Genomic DNA, 21,330 nt, shown 5'->3' with positions numbered 1-21,330 from the left:
CCCCGCACACCCACCGCCACCCTCGCCGCATGAACGAGACCACCACCCACGAAACCGGCAGCGCGGGATTGACGAACGACATAGAGGCACCCCCCTTCTTCACCCGGAGCATACGACCGCAGGCGTCAAGGCTGGGTACCAGAGAGCCGAGGCAGCGGGTGCATACTCCAGTATGCTTAGACTCATGTCCTCAACGACTCGCATCACAGTCACGCTCCCCAGCGACCAGGTGGCGGAGCTCCGCAAGCTCACGGACAACGTCTCCGGCTACGTGGCCGAAGCCGTAGCCCGCCAGATCCGGCACCAGCTCCTGGGCGACGACCTCCGCCGGCATGAAGAGGAGCACGGCCCCTTCAGCGACGAGGAGCTCGCCGAGGCGCGCGGGAAGATCTTCGACTCCGCCGGCACCTCCACGGGCGCGGATGCCGCGTGAGCGAGCGCATCGAGACCGTCGTCCTGGACTCGGAGGGGCTCTCCGCCTGGATCACCCAGGAGCGCAAGCTTCTCGCGATGCTTCAGGTCTTCCACGACATGGGAGCCGACCTGGTGATCGGGGCCAACACCATCGTGGAAGTCAGCCACTCACGCACCAACATGCCTCGCCTGAACTGGGCCCTGTCCCGCGTCAAGGTGGAGCCCGTCACCGAGCAGGCGGCGAAAGCAGCAGCGGAACTCCTCAAAGGTGCCGGACTGCACGGGCACAAGTACGCCATCGACGCCACAGTCGCCGAGGTCGCCCTCCGCCAGCCGAAACCCGTCGCCCTCCTGACCTCCGACAGCGACGACATGACCAAACTCTGCGGAAACCAGGTCCGCATCATCGCTCTCTGACACACCAGCCCACCCCGAGCACGCGCCCTGGCAGGGTCTGCTGTATCGCCCTCCCGTGCCCCATCCGTGCCCAGCAGGGCGGACAACAGCAGTCAGGTACAGCCTCCAGAGACCACGGCGCCCCCTGCTTCCTCGCAGGAAAGCGAAGGTCAGAGCTCTTCCGGAGGCCCAAGCGCCGCTGATTCCCAAGCTCAGAGCGCGAGTTCGATTCTCGTCACCCGCTCCACTTAGAAGCCCCAGGCCAGCCGCCCCGGGCTTCCTTGTTGGCTCGGAGCGGAGTGCGGATGTCGCCTACCGGCTTCCCCACACAGGGCGTCCGCCATCGCCCCTTTCTCACCGCTGTGGCAGCGCGGTGAGAAAGTCCAGGACGAGTGGGCTTGCGACGGTGCGGAACTCTTCGAAATAGGCGTGGCGCGCTCCGGGGATCATGTGCAGCCGGGCGCCCGGGACGCGGTTCGCGAGCAGGGGGGCGTTGGCGGCGGGATTGAGCAGGTCGTCGCCGCCGTGCACGACGAGAGTGGGTGCTCTGACCCCGGGCAGGAGCTGCCAGGCGTCGTGCTGATTGCTGGCCACCAGGTGGCGGCGTCGGGCGTGGGCGGGCATCCCCGGGTCGCCGAGTGTCCGGTAGGGGCCCGTGCGGGTCGCCAGCCAGGCCGGGGTGTACATCAGCTCGAGAAGGGCTTGCCGCGCTGCCCCCGGTCGTGCCTGTACCAGCGACCTGCTCACGGCACTGTCGCGTTCGATGCCGTGCAGTCCACCGGGTGACGTGCAGCCGAGAACCAGGGCGCGCACCCAGTGCGGGTGGCGGGCTGCGAGTTGCTGGGCCACGCGTCCGCCCATGGACGTGCCGTAGACGTCGGCCCGGTCGACCCCGAGGTCGTCAAGCACCGCGATCACGTCCTGGGCGAAGAGCTCGGTGCTGTAGGGCTTGTCGGGCTTATCGCTCTCCCCCGTGCCGCGGTAATCGAGGGTGAGGGTGCTGCGGGCCGCGTGGAAGTCGTCGCGTACCGCGTCCCACCAATGGTGGTTGTTCGCCTGGCCCGCCAGCAGGACCAGTGGCGTCCCCTCGCCCTGGACCTGGTAGGCGATCCGGACCCCGTCAGGCGTCGTCGTGTGCGGCATTCGACTTCTTCCTTTCCGCAGGCCGGATTCAGCCCGCGTCATGGCGACGAGAGCGCCCAGGCGGCCCTTTGCCGACCGGGGGCACCCATCATCATTCAATACGGCAAGGACTGGGTGATCAGAGCGTTCACCGCTCTGCTTCGCTTCTCCGTGCCGCCTGCGGAGCAATCGAGGCGAACCGGCGGTGCAGCCGCCGCAGCAGCCGTTCGGTCGGCACGATGACCACCTCCCATCGCCGACGGGGCACGCCCGAGCGTCATCCCCGGCGTGGAATCGAGCCGGACGTGTATGAACAGCACGTGGGCTGCCCGCAGGTCGGCCGGCTCCAGCAACTCCGCGTTATCAGCGGGGAAGAGCTGGCCACACGGGGGCGACGAGAAAGCCATCGACACCGAGCTCCTGAACGACGGCGGACCAGCCGGGGCCCCGCCCTCCGCGAGATGCTGTCGGCACTGCGCTACGAGTTCGGAGAGCGCCTTCAACGGGCCGGCCGACAGCGCCCCGCGTCATGGAGGCGAAGTCCGGTCACCCAACGGTATGGAGTGCCAGCACAGTCTCTGTTCCTCATCCATTGCGGGTGTGTAGTCGTTCAGGGGCTGGTTGGTCTCACATGGTGGGCGGCGGCGGGCTCAAGGGAGTCGACTCCTCCGCACTCAAGGGGCTCGTGTTGGTGAACCCGCACGTCTTGGGGCATCGGCCGGGCAGAATGCAGTTCTGCACTTCCGCTACCCCCTCGGGGCCCGCGCCTTCCGGCACTACAAGCGCGGCTTCGACTACGCATGGGAGCAAGGCCGGGGCTACCTGAGAATCGTCCTGCACACGGAAGGGCTCATCCAGGGGCAGGAGCCGTGGAGGTAGCAACGGCCCTATCATTCGCCTCAAGCAATGAGCGACTACGGGGGCTGACAGGGATGGCTGTGCGCTTGGTGGCATCGGTGCTGGTCATATGGGTAGTGCTAATCGTGCTCTTGCTCGCACCATCGGCCCTACCAGCGCAGTGGCACTACTACATCTACTCGCCGGCGAGTGTGGGCCTGTGGGCGCTGGCCATGCTCGTTGCACCCCCGGTGATCTGCGCCGTCAAGTGGCAGTGGATCAAGTCAGGCAGCAGGTAGGCCCAGCCTCGGTGAGCCGGACTTGCGCTTGCGCCTCCGGTCACCAGTCACGCGAGGCTGGAGCCATGGCCCGCGTCCAAGTCCGACCATCCCGACGGTGACGCATCCACCCGGCAGGAATGGAAAGCGCTCTGGAAAGAACATCCAGAGATTTCGGACCCCGCCAAGGGGCCGCACCTGTAGGGGCCGCACCTGTACGGATTTCCCGACAGAATGCTCGACGGGCTGGGGGATGCTGTCGTTCCCGGGATCAGGACGCGTGGTCCAAGAAGGGCGACCCTCCTCAGATGATGCACACCTGCGACAGCTTGGCCGCCGAACTCCAGAGAATCCAGAGTCGCCCGAGTGCCGCTGCCGCGCCCCCTGTTCTCTCCCTCTTCGTCGTCGACGTCCAAGGGGACGCCGCCGAGTACGCACGGCGCCTGCGGTCGGTGATCTCACCCGCCGTGCGGCTGGGCGGCAGGGCGGATTTCGAGCAGGAGAGTCTCCCGGTCGACGGCGTTCCGGACTGGTTCGCCGCTGTGAGTTCCCAGGCGCCCGAGCAGGCCCCGCAGTTCGCACGGGCCGGGCGCGACCGCTATGCGGAGCACACCGGGGGCGGCCGGCCGTGGGAGCTGCAGGACTGGTTGTACCGCTTCGACCCCGACGAGGACTCCCGTGGCTGGGAGTGGTGGGACGCCACCCCGGTCGGGCCGTCCCGCGTCCATATCTGGGCGGACAGTTGGGGCGAATCCTCCTTCGGGTGCCAGGAGCTGCTCTGGGCCGCTTGCACAGCGGGCGCAGTCCGCATCGACGGCCCCGCAGTTCACACGTCCGCCGTGTGGTCGGCGGAGCGGGATGCCACGCGCTGAGGCGGTCACCCGCCTACGCTGCCTCGCAGCGGCACGGGCAGGGACAGGGGCAGGGGCAGGTCCCGAACCCATGGTCTTCCGGCAGGGTCTCGGTGAGCCGTACGCCGTCCTCCTCCACCTCGACCTGGACGGGGAGCCGGTGCGTATCCAGAAGGGGATGCTTCGTTTCGAGCCGATCCCGAAGCGCCGACGCTTCAGGCTCCGCGTCCGATCAGACCGCTGCGCCAGGCCCAGGACGCGATCTCCACGCGGTTTCTTGCTCCGAGCTTGGACTGCACGTTGGTGAGGTGCGTTTTGACCGTTCCCACGGTGATGGACAGGGCCGCGGCGATCTCGGCGTTGGTCATGCCGTCGGCCAGCAACACGACTACCTGCTTCTCCCGCGGCGAGAGCTTGGTGGCGGGCTCCGGACCGTGGGGCGCCCTTCGGAGCTGCTTCAGGAGCCGCACGGTGATCGAAGGGCTGACCAGCGAGTCACCGACCGCAGCCGCACGGACCGCCTCGGCCAGCAAACGCGGACCGGAGTCCTTGAGGATGAATCCGCTGGCCCCCGCCGCCACCGCGCGGGCCAAGTAGTCCTCATCGTCGAAGGTCGTCACCATCACGACCTGCGGCCGGTGCACGGCAAGGGGCCGGGTGAGGTGACGCAGAGCGTCCAGACCGTCCAGGCGGGGCATCCGGATATCCATGAGAACGACGTCCGGTCGGTGCAGTTCGGCCATCTCCAGGGCTTGGAGGCCGTCCTGTGCCTGGGCGACGATGTGGATGTCGTCCTCGGCGGAGAGAATCATGGACATGCCTGTGCGGACGATCTCCTGGTCGTCGGCGAGCAGCACCCGGATCACGGGCCGTCCCTCCACGCGCTCTCCAAGGGGATTCGGGCGTACACCCGCCAGCGCCCACCGCCGTCGGGGCCCGCCCGAAAGACGCCGCCTTCGGCGGTGACGCGTTCCTCAAGTCCGACGAGACCGTACCCCACCGCCGTCGGCGCCCCGGCCACGGGCAGATCGTTGGTGACCTCGACCTCAACGGATCGAGGGAGCGCTCGGAGCATCACGGAGACGCGCCGGGAGTCCGGCGCGTGCTTGCGCACATTCGTCAGGGCCTCCATGGTGACCCGGTGCACGGCCGCCATGGGCGCTGTCGGCAGCCTGTCGACGGGGCCCTCCTCCTCGAACCGCACAGGTCCGCCGCCCCGCAGCGCGAAGGTCGCCACCAGGGCTCGCAGATGTTCCGCTTCGCCCGCGGGTACGAGCGGGGCCGCCGTCCGGAGCCCGCTCACCATGTGCCGCAGAGCCCGGAGTGCCTCCGAGGCCGCCCCTTCGATCTGCCCCAGCGCCGAAACCGTCACCTGCGGATCGGACGCCGCGACCACCTGGGCCCCCTGGGCCTGCACGACGATGCCCGTCACATGGTGCGCGACGAAGTCGTGCAGGTCCCGGGCGAAGGTGAGCCGCTGCTCCAGGCGGACCTGCTCAGCGTGACGCCGCCGGTCAGCAGCTGCCAGTCGGGCCACGAGCGCCCCGGTCAACCCCGCACAGACGGCGAACGTACAGAGCAGCGCCAGGACAAGGCTGTTCTCCGTCGCCTCCACTGCCACCGGGCGCAGAACCGCGGCCAGACCCAACAGGAGGGACGCCCCCACGGCAGGCAGGGCGGCACCGCGCCGGACAGTGAGGACCAGCACCACGATGAGTGCCGTGATCTCGAACAGGGTGTAGGCGTCGGCATGCCGCGCCGGCGCCTCCGGCGACCCGGCGGCGGCATGCATCCACGCACTGCACCCGAGGGATACGGCGCCCGCCAGTGCGCCGGCCCCCGCCACGAGCCGCGGATCGCTTCGCCACCGGCGCACCGCCCCGACCGAGAGGGCAAGAACGGGCGCCGCCGCCGAGAGGAGGGCCTGGGGTGCGAGGACGGACCCGTAGACACCGGTGCGGTGGTCGGCGGCGAGCGCCGACGCCAGGGCCGCCCCGACGAGAACGACGCCGAGGCGGAACAGGGCACGACGCATCCGGGAGGAGCGTCTGCCGAAGTGCGGGGAATCCATACGGGCAGCGTAGGTACCCGGGGTCGGGAGCCCCTCCGCCGAAAGTCATAGCGGTCCGCGCCGGCTCCGTCCTTCGGTAGATCCGCCCTGCCGCCTCAGCGGGCGACGATCGCTCAGGACGATCGGTACGCGAGCCCCAGGAGCACCCATGAACTTCCAGATCCACATTCCCACCGCCGCGATCCTCGGCCCCGCGCTCGCCGCCTTCGCCCTCGTGGCGCTGGTACGCCACCGACGCGCCGTCCCCGGCTGGCGAGGCGGCTCGCTGCTGCTGCGCACCGGCACCGCGCTCTACGCCGCAGCGGTCGCCTCACTCACCTTGTTCCCTCTGTGGATCTACGGCGGGGACTATCGGAACCAGGCAGAGTGGATCGGGCAGATTCAGCCGATCCCGCTGCTCCTCGCCGACATCACCATGGTCCCCAATGTGGTCATGTTCATGCCGCTCGGCTTCATCCTGCCGCTTCTCCTCCCCCGGCTCGACCGCAGCCGCACCGTCCTGGCCTGCGCCCTCGTCAGCCTGGGCATCGAGGCCGTCCAACTGCTCCAGTACATCGTCTTCGCCAACGGTCGCGCCGTCGATGTCAACGACCTGATCGCCAACGCCATCGGCGGTCTCCTCGGCTACACGGTCCTGCGCGCCGCGCAGCACGGGACCGCCACCCGCAGGGTGCTGGACAAGGTGTCTCCGCCGTCCGCAACCGTTTGACCGCGATCTCGCGGGCCGGGTGACCGTGGCTCTCCCGGCCGGTCGCACCGCTGCGCTCGATGGCTCCGGCCAGCCATCAGACAGCGAGGCGGGCACGGGTGTCGTGGGCGCGCCGGCGGTCAGGGCTTTGCTGTTCGTCGCCCATCAGCACGTGTTGGGTGGCCCGGGGGACGGATCGCAGTTGAGACAGGCAGCCGGACAGGGTTCGTGCGGGCGGTGGCGTCGGTCCATGATCGCGGCGACGCAGGGCCGTACGGACGCGGACGGCGTCGAACGGAACGGCTCGGGGCCCGGAAGCGCCGAAGAACGGCCTGGCCACCGCCGCCCTGACGCTGGGCGTCATCGGCCTGGGCACCTCGGTGGTCTTCCCCTGGGGCATGTCCGGCGCCCTCCTCGACAGGGACGAGCACCGCCGTGCACGACGAGGAAGAACCCGCGCGCCCCCTGCTCGCCGCCGGCCGTTCCTCTCCACCGCCGCCGACGGCCTGGAGCCGGCGCCCCGAGGTGGCGTCCGCCGGCCCATGTCGGGCATCGTCCGTAGTCCGTCCAGACCTTGTTCGTACGGGTGCGAGAGGAGAACAGGTGTGCGCTGCAACCCTTGGATGAGGGAGATTCTGCGGGCGGCGGACGTAACCGGTCTGAGCGATCAGGACATCCCTCCCCTGTTCCGCGAAGTCGTCGGACGCGGATGGTCCGTGACTCCGGGCGGCGGCCGTGTACTGAGCGACCTCCGTCCGGAGGCGCCCGGCCGCTACGTCGACCGGCTCGCGGAGGAGACAACGGTCAACGGGAGGGGAATGACCGACTACGACCTCCCGGCCGCACCGGACGAACGTACGCCCCTCCTCGTCCGGCGCTGTCTGGCGTACGTGTGCGCCTGCCTCCGGAAGGCACAGGAGGAGTTCGGCGACACCGACGTGCAGGCGTACGTCTCCCTCTCCTTCGCCGAGACCGACGAGGGCCCGCTCACCTCGAACGTCACCTTCTGCACCCCGCTCCCCGGCGTCCGCCCCTACATTCCGCGACTGGAGGACGTCAAAGGCACCGCTGTCGCGGAGATCTCCGTGGAGGACTGCTCCGCATGGTCCGCATGGGCGTGACCCCGGCAGCACTGGGCCCCGCCCGCCGGCCCCCGCCCGTGTCGCCGTACCCCGCCCGTGTTCCGGCCGTGTCGCCGCCTGTTCAGGCCGTCCCGTTCAGGCCGTCCCCGTTCATGCCGTCCCGAGCAGCGACGCGGCGGCCGCACGGGCGTGACCGGCCACGGCCGGGTCGCCGCTGATGCCCGCGGTCACGATGGCACCTTCAGCGAGGAGGAAGACGGGTTCGGCCACCGAAGTACCGGTGGCGCGGACCCACGAGGTGATCTGGTCGTGGAAGGCCCGCTTGTGCGAACGGACTTCGGCAAGCACCGCATCGGACGACGCGCCGAGTTCACCGTGGACGTTGACCCAGGCACAGCCGCGAAAACCCGGCTGTGCGAACCACTGGCCAAGCCAGTCGAAGACCGCGAGCACCCGCTCGCGAGGGTCCGCGGCCTGGTCCACGTGGGCGGCGAGGTCCCCGCGCCACCGCTGGTCCCGCCGCCTGAGCACCGCCACGAGGAGGTCCTCCTTCGTGGCGAAGAATCGGTAGATCCGCTTCAGCGGCAGCCCGGAAGCCGTGCGCACCTGGTCCATGCCCACGGCCTGGACGCCCCGCCCGTAGAACAGTTCCTCCGCCGCGTCGAGCAACGCCTCGCGGTCCAGACGGTGTCGCTCCTCGGGAATCGGGGCCGGCATCCAGGTCTCCTTGACGTTGAGAACGGTCGTTCTATACCTTAGCCTCTCGATGGAGAACGAACGTTCTCGACGCGAGGAGGCCGTGATGCCGGAAGCCCGCCAGCCCTGCCCGCCGTTCATGCACGAGACAGCCCGGCAGAAGGTCCAGGCCGCCGAGGACGCGTGGAACACCCGCGATCCCCAGCGGGTGGCGCTGGCCTACACACCGGACTCGGCCTGGCGGAACCGGGACACCTTCGTCAACGGCCGCGAGGAGATCGTCGCCTTCCTGACGCGGAAGTGGGAACGCGAACAGGAGTACGCGCTGCGCAAGGACCTGTGGGCGTTCCACGAGGACCGCATCGCCGTCCGCTTCCAGTACGAGTGGCACGACACGGGCGGCCAGTGGTGGCGCAGTCACGGCAATGAGCTGTGGGAGTTCGACGAGCACGGCCTCATGCGACGCCGCGAGGCCAGCATCAATGACATCGCCATCTCCGAGGCCGACCGGCGTATCCACGGACCTCGGACCGAGGGGCGGGGGCGGCACGGGGTCGACCTCCCTCTCCGATAGCCGCCTCCCCGGCCGAGCTGCCCTCGCCCTCCCTCCACCCCGTCAGGGACGACGCACGGTTCCCTCGCCGCGCAGGGGAGTCAGGTCCCATCGCAGCCTCTGTTCCTCGTTCACCTCCGGCCTGTAGCCGTTGATGGGACGGCCCGTCTCCAGGGATGTGGCGACCCTTTCCATCAGCACCGGCAGGGACGCCCACATCCCGTGTCCACCGCGCGTGACGCCGTCTGTGGCCTCGGCCTCGTGAACGCGTCCCCGGTCGGCCTCCGGGCGGTCGTCCAGTACGAGGTAGCCCCCGCCGAGTTCCCGCGCGATGGGAATCAGCTGCGGACGCCCGTAGAGGATGCGGCTGAACCCGGTCTTCACGAAGTCGTCGTCCACCTCGTCCCCTTCTCGTCCGCCGTGGTCCGGTCGTAGAAGCCGCTGACGATCTTCCATTCAGCCGCCGTCCGGCGTGCGCTCAGCAGACTGTAGAACCCGGGGAGAGCGCACTCCACCCGTCGAGGAGCCCGTCGTGCCGCAGCAGCGACATCGCCAACGGCTTCGGGAGCGGCCTGCCGATGACGCGTTCGGTCGCGGCGATGTCCGCCGGGTCCGCGGGCGGCGCCAGCGCTGCGCGGGTCACCGGCGCGTGCTCGGCCAGCCAGTTCTCGACGCGCGCCCACGACTCACTGACCGGTGCTGTCACGTACCGGATCGTCCCACCCGGCTCTGACAGCCCCCGGGGACAACCCGGCCCCCCGCTCGGAGTCCCGGGAGCCCCGCGCCGCGCCCGGACCGGCGGGTGCCGGCCCGTCCTTCTTCGCCTTCGGCTTCACCTTCGGCTTCGCCGGACGCTCCGGGCTCTTCTTCGCCGGGCTAGCCCCGGCCTTCCCTCGCCGCTCGCCCGCCAGCAGCTTCTCGCAGTACTCCGGTACGGCCTCCCGGCCGCCCGCCGCCCTCTCCAGCCGCTCCGCCGCCCCCTCTCCGAGCGCCTTGCCCCGCCCCTTCGCCGCCGCCAGGTGGGCGCGGCAGTGCGCGGCGGTGTCCTGCGCCGTGCCCGGGTGCTCTCCCGGCGGCCCGGGAGAGGCCGGGGGGACGGGCTTCTCCCGGGCCCGAGGCGCCCGTTCCGTGGTGCCGGGCGCCTGTTTCTTGTCCCGAGGGGCCTCTTCCTCTTCCCGAGGGGCCACTTCTCCTTCGCGAGGGGGCTGTTCCATGTCACGAGGAGCCGGCTCGGTACCCGGAGGGGTCTGTTCGCTGTCCCGAGGAGTCCGCTCCGGGCGGTCGTCCCGAACCGATTCCCCGTCCGCTCCCGGTACCGCGGGCGCGGGCCGCCCGGGCTTCGGCTCCGCGCCACCCCGGAACGGCAGGGGGATCGCGCCCTCCCCCGCCGCCACCGCGACCCCGCCGAGCGCCGCCGCCGCGACGAGCCCCGCCAGCAGCACCTTGAGCGACCGCGCCCAGCGACGCTCGTCGGCGGACCGCCAGTCGTCCCGGCCTCGGCGACGCCACCGCGACGCCGGCGCGTGCGCACCGTCCGCACGCGCCGCGCGGAAGGCGCGGAGCGCCCGCTCCTCGGCAGCCGGGTCCAGGGCGTTCGGGCGGCCCGCCGCGTCGAACAGCGCAGCCAGCTCAGCGGGGTGGGGGTCTTCCCGTTCGGGATTCATGTCTCATCCTTCAGCGTGCTCCGCGCCCCGGGCCTCGCCTCGCCCGCTCCGGCCCCGGTGAACCGCCCCGCCAGTGCCTTCAGCCCCCGGTGCGTCGCGGTGCGCACGGCCCCGGGGCGCTTGCCCAGCACCCGTGCGCTCGCCGGCCCGTCGAGCCCGACGATCACGCGCAGCAGTACGGCCTCCGCCTGGTCGCGCGGAAGGCTGCCGATCAGCTCAAGGGCCTGCTCCGTGGAGAGCTTCTCCAAAACCGCGGCGGCCGTGTCGTGTCCGCCCGGCATTTCCAGAACGCCCGGTTCCAGTAACGCCGTCCGCGGTCTCCGTTTCTGTCTGCGCAGGTGGTCCAGGGCGCGATGACGGGCGATCGTCGCCGTCCACCCCCGGAAGCCCGCGCCGTCGCCGCGGAAGCGGCCCAGGTCGCGCGCGATCTCCAGCCAGGCGTCGGAGGTCACGTCTTCGGCGTCGTCGCCGACGAGCCCCCGGACGTAGCCGATCAGCCCCGGCTGCACCAGCCGGTACGCGATCGCGAACCCTTCGTCGTCCCCCTGCTGAGCTCGCTCAACAGCAGTGCCGAGCTCCGCGTCGTACGCCCCCACACTTCCCTCTCCCCGTCCGGCCCGCCCCTTTCCGTCTCTGCGTTCGGAGGCGAGGAAACGTCACTGGGGAAGCGTCTGCCCCCAAAACGGTCCTGGGGAGCGTCACACGGACCACGGCACTCGGGATACAGCACGTCGAGTCGAATGGGAACGGCTGCTTTCGGCCTTCCAGCGGAGCAGGAGGCGGAGCAGGAGGCGGAGCAGGAGGGCGACGAAGAGCAGGGAGGAAGAGCAGGAGGTGGAGGAAGGGGCGGGCGGAGGCCAGATGTCATGGGGCCGCCACCGGTACGTCACGAGCACCGCCGGACCGGACCGGCAGACCGGACCCGCAGACCGGACCCTTCGGCCCGGACCGGCAGACCGTGCCCTTCGGCCCGTGCCCCTTCGGGTCGCGCCTCTTCGCGCCGGGCCCGCCGGGCCCGCCGGCACCGCGGAGGCGTCGGTTCGGTCGGGCCGGTCCCGGTCGGCCGGCCGGCCGCTACAGTTGCCGTCGAAGGCGGTTGGGGGGCGGCTGTGGACTTCGGAGTGCTGGGCCCGCTGACCGTGTGGCGGGGCGGCGTACCGCTGGAACTCGGCACGCCGAAAGGGCGGTTGCTCCTGGCGGTCCTCCTGAGCCGGCCGGGCCGGCCGGTCCCCGACGACGCCCTGGTGGAGGCGGTCTGGGGCGAGGAGCGGCCCAAGAGCGCCACCAAGAACGTGCAGACCTACGTCCACCGGCTCCGGCACCGCCTGGGGGAACCGGGACGCATCATCCGGGAGGGCCGGGGCTACCGGCTGCGCGCCGACCGCGACGAGCTGGACTCGGCACGGTTCGAGGACCTGGCGGTCGCGGCCCGGGCGGCGCTGGCCGCCGGGGAGCCCGGCCGGTCGCGCCACCTCTTCGACGAGGCCCTGGGCCTCTGGCGGGGGCCCGCGTTCGCCGGCGTCGCGGACGTCCCGGCGCTGGGCCCGGAGGCCACGCGCCTGGACGAGCTGCGGCTCGGCGTACGGGAGGAGCGGGTCGATGTCGGTCTCCGGCTCGGCCTGCACAGCGAGCTTCTCGGGGAGCTGACCGCGCTGACGACGGAGCATCCGTTCCGCGAGCGGCTGTGGGCCCAGCTCATGCTCGCGCTGTATCGCTGCGGCCGGCGGACGGACGCGCTGCTGGCCTATCTCCGGGTCCGTGACGTCCTGGCCGAGGAGACCGGCCTGGAACCGGGGCCCGGGTTGCGGGAACTGCACCGGGCCGTCCTCGCCGAGGACCCCGCGCTGGGCCGGGCGGTCGCGGCGGGCGAGCGGGGGCGGCCGGACGCCGCCGGGGAGCCGGGGCGGCAAGACGCCGCCGGCGCCCGGATGCTGCCTCCGGCGCTCGGTGACTTCAGCGGGCAGCAGGCCGAGCTGGCGGAGATCGAGGCGGTGCTCGGCGCGGGTCACGCGTCCCACGAACCGGCCGCGACGGTGACGGTCTCGGGCCCCGGCGGCGTCGGCAAGACCGCCCTCGCGGTGCAGGCCGCGCACCGGCTCCGGCCGGCGTACCCGGACGGTCAGCTGTTCGCGGCGCTGGCCGGCGCCCGTACGCAGCCGGTCGCACCGGCCACGGTGCTCGGCCGCTTCCTGCGTGCGCTGGGAGTTCCCGCCACGGCGGTGCCGGACGATCCGGAGGAGCGGGTGGACCTCTACCGGAGCCTGCTGGCTGAACGCCGGATTCTGGTGGTGCTCGACGACGCGCTGAACGAGGAGCAGTTGGCCCCGCTCCTGCCGGCGAGCGGCACGTGCGGGGTGATCGTCACCGGACGGGTGCGGCTGGGCGGGCTCGGCGGCGCGCACCGGGTCGAGCTCCGCGAGATGTCCGAGGCCGACAGTGTGGTCATGCTGCTCGGCAGTACGGGCGGACGCCTGGCCTCGGCGTCCCGGGCCGAGCTGTCCGATCTGGTCCGGCTGTGCGCGCGGCTGCCGCTCGCGCTGCGGATCGCCGGGTCGCTCCTGGTGTCACGACCGCACTGGCAGCCGGCGGATCTCCGGTCCCGGCTGGCCGACGAACAGCATCGGCTGGACGCGCTGCGCTACCGCGATCTCGAAGTACGGGCCAGTTTCGGGCTGAGTTACGAGGGGCTCCGCCCCGGGGCGCGGCGGCTGTTCCGGCTCCTCGGTCTGCTGGAGGCGCCCGATTTCCCGCTCTGGGCCGCGGCCGCCGCCGTGGACACCGGGCTGCGGGAGGCCCAGGAACTCCTCGACGAACTGGTCGACGTCCATCTGCTCGACGTCACCGGAACATCGCACGGGCAGGCGCGTTACGGCTTCCACGACCTGATCCGCGCGTACGCGAGGGAACGCGCGGAGGCCGAGGAGGAGGCGGCGGCCGGGGAGGAGGCCGTCGTCCGCGTCCTCTGCGCGCTCCTGGCGTTCACGGACATCGCCGACCGCGACCACATGGGGCAGAACATGTTCCAGCGGGACGCCGACCGGTGGCGGCCGGAGCGGGTGGAGGCGAGTCTGCCGCCGTCGGTGCCGCCGATGGACCTGCTGGACGCGGAACGTCTGCCCCTGGTGGCGGGTGTGCGGCAGGCAGCGGGACTGGGCGAGGACGAGCTCTGCTGGGAACTGGCCGTGGGCGGGCACGCGCTGTTCGAGACGGAGCGGTACTTCGACGAATGGCAGGAGTGCTACGAGACGGCGATGGGCCTGGCCGAGGAGGCGGGAAACCTGCGGGGCCGGGCCCGGCTGCTCATCTCGATGGCCGGGCTGCTCTACACCCGGCGCCGGTACGGTCCGGCCGAGGAGTCCAACACCGAGGCCATGCGGCTGTTCGAGCGGATCGGGGACCGGCGGGGCTATCTGGAGGCCCTGAGCAACGCGCCGTTCTTCCTCGTGCCCAACGGCCGTCTGTCCGAGGCGATCACGGCGGGCCGCGAGGCCCACGAACGGCTCGCCGCCGGCGGGCAGGCGGCGGCGGCACTGCACGCGTACTCACAGGTCGGCCTGGCCCATCTCCAGGCGGGCCGGCCGGAACGCGCGGCAGCGGTCCTGGCGGAGATCGTCGCCGGGGCGAGGAAGCAGGGGATCCGGACCCTGATCGCGCGGGACACCTACTGGCTGGGCCAGGCGCAGCTCGCGCTCGGCCGGCACCTGGAGGCCGAGGAGTCGTTCGCGGAGCTGACCGAGTGCACCCGGAGCATCGGGTCGTCGGGCGCGTTCTACACCGCTCACGCCTGGGGCTGCCTGCATCTGGCCCGGGGCGAGTACGCCGAGGCGCGCCGCCTTTTCCTCGAAGCGGTCGAGGTCGCACGGAGCCTCCATGACCCCATGTTCGAGACCCGTGTCCTCGTGGACCTGCTCGATGCCCGCCTGTACGGCCGCCACGAGTTGGCGGCCGCGATCGGTCAGGCGGAACACGCGGTCGGGGTGGCCCGCGGAATCCACTACCCCTATCTGCTCGCGGGTGTGCTGGACAAGCTCGCCCGGCTGCGGGCCGCGGTGGGAGACGCCGGCGCCGCGGGACGGCTGGCCGACGAGGCGGCCGGACTGCGGGACACGATCCGCTGAGCCCTGCCGTGCGGCCCGTGTTCCCCGCGTGTGCCCGCCGTATTCCGGCATGTGACACAGTGCGCGACTACGGCGGGACCCGGTCGTCGACGACGGACGCCGTCGGGAAGCCACCCCGGCCAGGCCGGCCCGGTGCTGGTCCTTTCCCGCAACAATCGAACGTTCGAAGCTGCCGCAGCGGGCAGCTCTCGTAACCAGTGAGGTAGTAGCAGTGCACAAGCGACGTATCGTGTTCGCGGCCGCCGTGGCCACCATGGCGCTCGGCCTTTCGGCCTGCAACGGCGACGACGGTGAGCCCGCGGCGAAGGAAACGGAATCACCGTCGGCCGCCGCCCCGGCCCCGTCCGAGCCGAGCGGCGAGAGCCCGTCCGCCGACAGCGGCGACGCGGGCGGCGAGGACGGCGCCGCTCCGGCCGCGGGCGACGTCACCGCCCCGGGAACGAAGCTCAAGGTCGGCGACCGGGCCGTCCTGCCGTTCGAGTACACGAGTGACAAGAAGGGCACCATCGCCATCACCGTCACGGCGATCGAGAAGGGCGCCGAGGCCGACATGGCCGCCTTCGGTGACAAGGCGAAGGGCATGACGCCCTACTTCATCAAGATGAAGGTGGAGAACGTCGGCGGCACCGACCTGTCGTACGCCTCGCTCAAGCTGGACGGTGAGCTGGAAGGCGGCGCGGGCACGGGCGTCGTGCTGATCGGCGACCTGCCGGGCAAGTGCGACCGGGAGACCGCGCCCCGCGAGTTCACCACCAAGGGCGCGTCGTACGAGACCTGCTCGCTCACCGCCACGAAGAGCGCGCCCATCGCGGCCGCCGCGTTCGACGAGGGTGACGCGTACAGCGACAGCCCGGTCCTCTGGACCAACTGAGGCGCACCGGACCGCCGTCCGGGCGCGGCGGCCGGCCGGGGCGCGGGCACACCGCGGCCCGGGCACGGACGCCGGCCCGGGCGCTCCGGTCGGCCCGGGGCCTCCGGTCGCTCCGGTCGGCCCGGGCACTCCGGTCGGCCCGGGCCCTCCGGCGGCACACGGGTCAGCGGCCGGCGCCCTCGGCGAGGGTGTGGGCGACCAGGGCGTTGGCGTGTCCGTGGCCCAGGCCGTGTTCGGACTTGAGCCAGGCGACCAGTTCCATGTGCCGGGTCAGCGGGGAGGAGCGGACGAGGTCCTTCCACTCGGAGACCGGGCGTCCGTACTTCTTCTCGATCGAGGGGAAATAGCTGGCAGGGCCCTTGGCGGCGTCGGTCATGGCGTGCCTTTCCGGTCCGGTTGCGGTGTCGCTCGGTATGACCGCCGGCGGACAGGAAAGTCATCGCCCCACGCGGTGAATCAGGTCACATTCCGCCCCGGCGCGCTCCCCCTCGACGAGAGGCGCCGCCGTGGACCGCACCGGCGCGCGACGCCGGCGGGCGGGCGGCCGGGAGGCGCACGGCGTCCGCGCGCTCCGGTGAGCCGGTGAGCCGGTGGGCGGCTTCCTGCACGGCCGAAGCACCGGAGGCAGACTCCGTTCTTTGCTCAGGCTTTACCCTCCTCGGGGCCGATCCCGGGATGCCCACGCGGTGCGAGCGTGTTGGGGCCGGGTGGACACCACCCTCGGCCAGGACAGGACACCGACGTGACAGACGTGACGACCGACGTGACAGCAGACGTGACAGCAGACGGGACGACAGGCGTAGCAGCAGACGTGACGACAGGCGTGACAGCTACGGGGGGCACGGCGGCCCCGGCGGACGCCGCCGGCATATCCGCCGCCCGCACGGCGGAGACCCTCTCCCGCCCGTTCACCGTCCGGGGGCTCACCGCCCGGAACCGGATCGCGATGGCGCCCATGACCCGGCAGTTCTCCCCGGACGGCGTCCCGGGACAGGACGTGGCGGACTACTACACGCGGCGGGCCGCCGGTGACGTCGGGCTGATCATCACCGAGGGCACCTACGTCGACCACGCGTCCGCCGGGACCAGCGACCAGGTCCCGCGCTTCCACGGCGAGGCCGCGCTCGCGGGCTGGGCGCACGTCGCGGACTCCGTGCACCGGGCGGGCGGCGCGATCATCCCGCAGCTCTGGCACGTGGGCGTCACCCGCGCCGAAGGGGCCGGACCCGTCCCGGACGCCGAACCGGTCGGCCCCTCCGGGCTGGACCTGAGCGGTGCGCCCAAGGGGCGCGCCATGACACGGAAGGACCTCGACGACGTCATCGCCGCCTTCGCCGACGCGGCGGCAGCCGCCGAGCGCCTCGGCTTCGACGGCGTCGAACTGCACGGCGCACACGGCTACTTGATCGACCAGTTCCTGTGGTCCGGCAGCAACCGGCGTACCGACGCCTACGGTGGCGACCTGGTCGCCCGGACCCGTTTCGCGGCCGAGATCGTGGCAGCCTGCCGCGCCGCCGTGTCCGACGCCTTCCCGCTCTTCTTCCGGATGTCCCAGTGGAAGATGGACGCCTACGAGGCGAAGCTCGCCGGGACGCCCCAGGAGCTGGACGCCCTGCTCACGCCACTGGCCGAGGCAGGGGTCGACGTCTTCCACGCGTCCACCCGCCGCTACTGGCTGCCGGAGTTCGAGGAATCTGACCTGAACCTGGCCGGATGGGTGAAGAAGATCAGCGGCAGGCCGACCCTCACCGTCGGCTCGGTCGGCCTGGACGGTGACTTCTTCGGCGCCTTCCAGGGCAACGACTCACGGGTCACCGGCATCGAGCAGCTGCTGGACCGGATGGAGCGCGACGAGTTCGACATGGTCGCCGTCGGGCGGGCCCTGATCGCCGACCCCGAGTGGGCGGCGAAGACCCTGGGCGGGCGCACCGCGGACATCACTCCGTTCTCCGCGGAGATGCTGACGACCTTGCGCTGACTTCCGCGCCGCCCGCCTCGCCGCCCGCCTCCCCGGCTTCCGCACCGGCTTCCGCGCCGGTCTCCTCCCCGGCTTCCGCGCCGATCGCCTCGCCCGCTCCGCCGGAGGCGCCGTGCACGGTCGTGCCGGCCGGGCCCGCCGCCGCCCGTGCGCTGCCGGCGGCGGCGGACCGGGCCGCCGCCGCCGGGAGGCCCGCGCGGATGGCGGTGATCAGGGCGCGGCTGGCCTCGTGGGCCGCGGCGCTGCCCTCGGCGGGGGTGGTGCCCGCGCGCTGGTGCAGCACCACCCCGAGGACCAGGCGGGAGACTCCGGCGACCTCCTGCGTGGTGGCCCAGACGAGGTTGCCGCCCGCCGGGGTGGAGGAGCCGGTCTTGAGGCCGATGACCCCGTCGCGCCCGAGCAGCTTGTTGGTGTTCTGGAGGGTCACCCCGACGCCGGGGGCCGTGACGGAGGCCGTCGCCACGATCTGCCGGAAGGCCGGCTCCCTCATGGCGGCGCGGGCCAGCCGCAGTTGGTCCGCCGACGTGCTCCGCGTACTCGCCTCCATCCCGCTCACCCCGGTGTACGTGGTGGCGCGCATGCCGAGCCGGGCGGCGGCCCGGTTCATCTTGGCGACGAACGCCTTCTCGTCGCCCGCGTCCCAACGGGCCAACAGCCGAGCCACGTTGTTGCCCGAAGGCACCATCATCAGCTCCAGCAGCCGGCGTTGGGTGTACTCCCGCCCGGCGAGCACGGGGGCGGTCGTCTCGACGGAGGAGTACGACTCGTCGGCGGCCCGCCGGTCGGCGACCACGGTCGCGCCGGGGGCGTCCGCCCGCATCGGGTGGCCCTTCAGGATCACGTAGGCCGTCATGACCTTGGTGACGCTGGCGATCGGGACGGGCCGCTGCTCGCCCCGGGTGCCCAGGCTGCCGAGCCCCTCGACCGCCACACTGGCCTGGCCCTCGCGCGGCCAGGGCAGCCGCATCGACCCGGCGAGCGGTGCCGCCTCCTCCGCCGGCCCCTGGGCGGCGGCTGGCCCGGCCGCGGGCCCACCGCCGTCGATCGCGTACCACCCTCCGGCAGCGGCCGCCAGCACCACGGCGGCGGTCAGCGGTACGAGGACCGAGCGGCGGATGCGGAGGCGGGGGTGGAGGCGGAAGGGAGCGCGGAAGCGGACGCCGCTCCCCGGTCCGGCGGCGGGGCCGCTCCCCGGGAGGGCGGGGCCGCCTCCCGCGACGCGGGCGGGGCCACTCCCGGCGACGGGGACGGAGCTGCCCTCTCGAACGCGGGCGGGGCCGCCTTCCGGACCGGTGGCGGGCTCGGGAGCGGGGTCGAGGGTGGAGACCCGGCCGGGGCTGGGGACAGGGTCGAAGCTGGGGCCGGGGACGGGGGCGGGGACGGGGTCGGGGTCGGGGGTGGCGGACATGGGCTCCTCCAGGTGACACATGCGGTTTCCCGTACCGGTGTCACCTTCGAGGAGTCGTCCTTCCGGACCCGTACAGCACCGTTTCCGCCTCCGCGAGAGTGTGTTTCGATTCCGTGTCAGGCCGGCCGCGGGGTCAGGCAGAGGGTCGCGATCGCTCCCCCGCCCGGGGCGTTGGCGAACGTCAGCCGGGCTCCGAGCACTTCGGACTGGCCCTGGGCGACCGTCAGGCCGAGGCCGTGCCCCCGGCCGCGTTCGCTCGCGCCGGTGCGGAAGCGCTGCGGTCCCCGCTCCAGCAGGTCGGGCGGGAAGCCGGGGCCGTGGTCGCGCACGGTGATCCGCACCCCGGTGACGGTCACCACGACGGGGGCCGCGCCGTGCCGGTGGGCGTTGGTGACGAGGTTGACCACGATCCGCTCCACCCGGCGCGGGTCCGTCTCCACCATCTCGGCCGCCTCGACGGTGACCCGCGTGGCCGTGCCCGTACGCCGCACCACGTCGGCGACCAGTTCGCCCAGCGGCACCGGATCGAGGCGGGCCCGCTCCGCGCCCGCGTCGAGGCGGGAGATCTCCAGCAGGTCCTCGACCAGGGCGTTCAGGGCCCGCAGCCGGTCCCGTACGAGACCGGTCGCCTCGTCGCCCTCCGGCAGCAGCCCGGCGGCGGTGACCAGGCCCATGAGCGGCGTGCGCAGTTCGTGCGCGACGTCGGCGGTGAAGCGCCGCTCGTTCTCCAGCTTGCGTTGGAGGGCGGCGGCCATGCCGTCGACGGCCGCCGACATCTCGGTGATCTCGTCGCGGGCCCGCCCGCCCGCGCCGATACGGGCGTCCAGGTCGCCCTCGGCGATCCGGCGGGCGGTCCGGGCCCCGTGGCGCAGCCGCCGGTTGATCGGTTCGGTGGCGAGCGCGGCGAGCGGGACGACGAACAGGAGGGCGGCCAGCACGGATTTGACGATGCTGCGGTCCAGGAGCTGAAGGGTGCGGACCTCGGTGCTCATGTCGTCCCGGACGACCAGGAACCGGTCGCCGCCGACCGTCACGGCACCCCACATCCAGTACCAGTTGGGCGGATCGGCGTCGTACCAGGTGGCGTAACCGCCCTCGGTGTCCGGCCGGTCGGCGAGGTCGCGCGCCAGCGGCTCCGGCAGCTCCGCCCCGGACCGTACGTCGATGCCGGCCGGGGCCTCCCCCGTACGCGCGAACTCCCGCTCGGCGGCGATCAGCCGGGTGAGGGTGCGGTCGGTGCCGACGCGCATCCCGCGTTCCCGGGTCGCGTCGTGCACCAGGAAGCCGATGACGGCCGCGACCGCGCAGCACGCGGCGGCGGCGAGGGCGGCGATCTTCCAGCGCAGGGCGCGGGGGTTGAGGAACTCCACGGCGGCACCCGGCCGCTCAGCCGCGGACGAGCTTGTAGCCGAAGCCGCGGACGGTCTCGATCCGCCCGCTGCCGATCTTCCTGCGCAGCCGGAGCACACACAGGTCCACGACCCGGGTGTCGCCCTCCCAGCCGTAGTCCCACACCTCGCGCAGCAGCCGGCGACGGTCGAGGACCGAGCCGGGCGAAGCTGCGAACTCCAGCAGCAGCCGCAGTTCGGTGGGGGTCAGCGATACGGTCTCGCCGGCCCGGCGCACCTCCATGCCGAGCGTGTCCACACTGAGGTCACCGAAGACCAGGACATGGCCGGGCACCGCGCCGGACCTTCCGGGACCCGGCTCCCCGGGGTCCGGGCGGAAGGTGGCGCGACGCAGCAGGGCGCGGATCCGGGCGACCATGACGGCGGTGTCGACGGGTTTGACGACGTAGTCGTCGGCCCCCGCTTCCAGGCCCGCGACGACGTCGAGGGCGTCGCCGCGCGCGGACATCATCAGGACCGGGACGGAGCTCTCCTCGCGGATCCGGTGGCAGAGGCCGATGCCGTCCAGCTCCGGCAGCATCACGTCGAGGATCAGCAGGTCGTACGCGGCCGCGCGGAAGCTCTCCAGGCCGCTGAGCCCGTCGGCGGCTACCGCGACTCGATAGCCGTAGCGTTCCAGGGCCAGCTGGACGGCGCGGCGGATGGTGGCGTCGTCCTCGACCACGAGCACGCTGACGGGGGCCGGGCCCCGGGCTTCGGACACGCTGCCTACCTGGGCGTTCGAGGTCATCGGTCGCTCGCATCGTAGTCGTGGGGAGGGCGGATGGGCTTGAGCGCGGAGGGCGTCCGCAGCTCTCGGCTAACTGATCGTTTCAGAATGAAGTTTGTTGCAACCCTTGGCAGGTGGTTCACATGTCGGCAGGATCTGCTGGGTGTCTGCTGATCTTGTGTCTG

Annotated in this window: 20 protein-coding genes and 1 pseudogene; 9 read left to right on the top strand and 12 right to left on the bottom strand. The window is 72.0% G+C overall.

Annotated features, from left to right (window positions below; all coding sequences use genetic code 11):
• Window positions 1-184 precede the first annotated feature (184 nt).
• Window positions 185-433, top strand: a complete 249-nt coding sequence (locus ACIQMU_RS31155; protein ID WP_402690202.1) for a hypothetical protein — start codon at window positions 185-187, stop codon at window positions 431-433.
• Window positions 430-831, top strand: coding sequence for a DNA-binding protein (locus ACIQMU_RS31150; RefSeq protein WP_402690201.1), 402 nt, complete (start codon window positions 430-432; stop codon window positions 829-831). The genes ACIQMU_RS31155 and ACIQMU_RS31150 overlap by 4 nt, the downstream gene beginning before the upstream one ends.
• Window positions 832-1,164: 333 nt before the next feature.
• On the opposite strand, the gene ACIQMU_RS31145 is transcribed toward ACIQMU_RS31150, so the two are convergent.
• Window positions 1,165-1,953, bottom strand: a complete 789-nt coding sequence (locus ACIQMU_RS31145; protein WP_352243621.1) for an alpha/beta fold hydrolase — start codon at window positions 1,951-1,953, stop codon at window positions 1,165-1,167.
• A gap of 1,402 nt (window positions 1,954-3,355) precedes the next feature.
• Here ACIQMU_RS31145 and ACIQMU_RS31140 point away from each other — a divergent pair.
• The gene (locus ACIQMU_RS31140) at window positions 3,356-3,919 is read left to right on the top strand and encodes a hypothetical protein (RefSeq protein ID WP_402690200.1); all 564 of its coding nucleotides are present in this window, start codon (window positions 3,356-3,358) and stop codon (window positions 3,917-3,919) included.
• A gap of 194 nt (window positions 3,920-4,113) precedes the next feature.
• Here ACIQMU_RS31140 and ACIQMU_RS31135 read toward each other — a convergent pair whose 3' ends face one another.
• Both ACIQMU_RS31135 and ACIQMU_RS31130 read right to left on the bottom strand, forming a co-directional pair.
• Window positions 4,114-4,779, bottom strand: a complete 666-nt coding sequence (locus tag ACIQMU_RS31135; protein ID WP_352243623.1) for a response regulator transcription factor — start codon at window positions 4,777-4,779, stop codon at window positions 4,114-4,116.
• The gene (locus ACIQMU_RS31130) at window positions 4,761-5,969 is read right to left on the bottom strand and encodes a histidine kinase (protein WP_352243624.1); all 1,209 of its coding nucleotides are present in this window, start codon (window positions 5,967-5,969) and stop codon (window positions 4,761-4,763) included. Before ACIQMU_RS31130 ends, ACIQMU_RS31135 begins: the two co-directional genes overlap by 19 nt.
• 148 nt (window positions 5,970-6,117) lie before the next feature.
• Between ACIQMU_RS31130 and ACIQMU_RS31125 the strand changes: the two genes are divergently transcribed.
• Together ACIQMU_RS31125 and ACIQMU_RS31120 are read left to right on the top strand one after the other, a co-directional pair.
• Window positions 6,118-6,678 carry a VanZ family protein gene (locus tag ACIQMU_RS31125; RefSeq protein WP_352243625.1) on the top strand — a complete coding sequence of 187 codons (561 nt, stop codon included), beginning with the start codon at window positions 6,118-6,120 and terminating at the stop codon, window positions 6,676-6,678.
• Between the two features lie 584 nt (window positions 6,679-7,262).
• On the top strand, window positions 7,263-7,778 hold the full coding sequence (locus tag ACIQMU_RS31120) for a hypothetical protein (RefSeq protein WP_402690199.1): 516 nt from the start codon (window positions 7,263-7,265) through the stop codon (window positions 7,776-7,778).
• A 111-nt stretch (window positions 7,779-7,889) separates the two neighbouring features.
• Here the strand turns inward: ACIQMU_RS31120 and ACIQMU_RS31115 are convergent, their stop codons facing one another.
• The gene (locus tag ACIQMU_RS31115) at window positions 7,890-8,456 is read right to left on the bottom strand and encodes a TetR/AcrR family transcriptional regulator (RefSeq protein WP_352243627.1); all 567 of its coding nucleotides are present in this window, start codon (window positions 8,454-8,456) and stop codon (window positions 7,890-7,892) included.
• An 85-nt stretch (window positions 8,457-8,541) separates the two neighbouring features.
• Between ACIQMU_RS31115 and ACIQMU_RS31110 the strand changes: the two genes are divergently transcribed.
• Window positions 8,542-9,009, top strand: coding sequence for a nuclear transport factor 2 family protein (locus tag ACIQMU_RS31110; protein ID WP_402690198.1), 468 nt, complete (start codon window positions 8,542-8,544; stop codon window positions 9,007-9,009).
• Window positions 9,010-9,051: 42 nt separating this feature from the next.
• On the opposite strand, the gene ACIQMU_RS31105 is transcribed toward ACIQMU_RS31110, so the two are convergent.
• The 4 genes from ACIQMU_RS31105 to ACIQMU_RS31090 all read right to left on the bottom strand — a co-directional run bounded on the left by ACIQMU_RS31105 (window position 9,052) and on the right by ACIQMU_RS31090 (window position 11,248).
• Window positions 9,052-9,387, bottom strand: a complete 336-nt coding sequence (locus ACIQMU_RS31105; protein WP_352243629.1) for a hypothetical protein — start codon at window positions 9,385-9,387, stop codon at window positions 9,052-9,054.
• Between the two features lie 79 nt (window positions 9,388-9,466).
• Window positions 9,467-9,694, bottom strand: coding sequence for a hypothetical protein (locus ACIQMU_RS31100; protein ID WP_352243630.1), 228 nt, complete (start codon window positions 9,692-9,694; stop codon window positions 9,467-9,469).
• Window positions 9,675-10,652, bottom strand: a complete 978-nt coding sequence (locus ACIQMU_RS31095; RefSeq protein WP_352243631.1) for a hypothetical protein — start codon at window positions 10,650-10,652, stop codon at window positions 9,675-9,677. Before ACIQMU_RS31095 ends, ACIQMU_RS31100 begins: the two co-directional genes overlap by 20 nt.
• Complete coding sequence (locus ACIQMU_RS31090; RefSeq protein WP_352243632.1) at window positions 10,649-11,248, bottom strand: RNA polymerase sigma factor; 600 nt, start codon at window positions 11,246-11,248, stop codon at window positions 10,649-10,651. Before ACIQMU_RS31090 ends, ACIQMU_RS31095 begins: the two co-directional genes overlap by 4 nt.
• 513 nt (window positions 11,249-11,761) lie before the next feature.
• On the opposite strand from ACIQMU_RS31090, the gene ACIQMU_RS31085 reads away from it, so the two are divergent.
• Both ACIQMU_RS31085 and ACIQMU_RS31080 read left to right on the top strand, forming a co-directional pair.
• Window positions 11,762-14,770: a BTAD domain-containing putative transcriptional regulator gene (locus ACIQMU_RS31085; protein ID WP_352243633.1), complete on the top strand. Its 3,009-nt coding sequence runs from the start codon at window positions 11,762-11,764 to the stop codon at window positions 14,768-14,770.
• A 253-nt stretch (window positions 14,771-15,023) separates the two neighbouring features.
• Window positions 15,024-15,641, top strand: a complete 618-nt coding sequence (locus ACIQMU_RS31080; RefSeq protein WP_352243666.1) for a hypothetical protein — start codon at window positions 15,024-15,026, stop codon at window positions 15,639-15,641.
• 163 nt (window positions 15,642-15,804) lie between these two features.
• Here ACIQMU_RS31080 and ACIQMU_RS31075 read toward each other — a convergent pair whose 3' ends face one another.
• Entirely contained in the window at window positions 15,805-16,017 is a 213-nt protein-coding gene (locus ACIQMU_RS31075; protein ID WP_352243634.1) for a DUF4287 domain-containing protein, read from the bottom strand.
• A 447-nt stretch (window positions 16,018-16,464) separates the two neighbouring features.
• On the opposite strand from ACIQMU_RS31075, the gene ACIQMU_RS31070 reads away from it, so the two are divergent.
• Window positions 16,465-17,619 carry an NADH:flavin oxidoreductase gene (locus ACIQMU_RS31070; RefSeq protein ID WP_352243635.1) on the top strand — a complete coding sequence of 385 codons (1,155 nt, stop codon included), beginning with the start codon at window positions 16,465-16,467 and terminating at the stop codon, window positions 17,617-17,619.
• A gap of 157 nt (window positions 17,620-17,776) precedes the next feature.
• Here the strand turns inward: ACIQMU_RS31070 and ACIQMU_RS31065 are convergent.
• The 3 genes and pseudogenes from ACIQMU_RS31065 to cseB all read right to left on the bottom strand — a co-directional run.
• Window positions 17,777-18,700, bottom strand: a pseudogene (locus ACIQMU_RS31065) (D-alanyl-D-alanine carboxypeptidase family protein); the annotation flags it as partial.
• A gap of 443 nt (window positions 18,701-19,143) precedes the next feature.
• On the bottom strand, window positions 19,144-20,397 hold the full coding sequence (locus ACIQMU_RS31060) for a sensor histidine kinase (protein WP_402690197.1): 1,254 nt from the start codon (window positions 20,395-20,397) through the stop codon (window positions 19,144-19,146).
• 16 nt (window positions 20,398-20,413) lie between these two features.
• Complete coding sequence (gene cseB / locus ACIQMU_RS31055; protein ID WP_352243637.1) at window positions 20,414-21,166, bottom strand: two-component system response regulator CseB; 753 nt, start codon at window positions 21,164-21,166, stop codon at window positions 20,414-20,416.
• Window positions 21,167-21,330 lie beyond the last annotated feature (164 nt).

Origin of the sequence: Streptomyces sp. NPDC091649 (genome assembly GCF_044756785.1) — a bacterium.
Classification (GTDB): Bacteria; Actinomycetota; Actinomycetes; order Streptomycetales; family Streptomycetaceae; genus Streptomyces.
The sequence above is the reverse complement of the archived record's forward strand: the minus strand, read 5'-3'. Positions and strand labels throughout refer to the sequence as shown.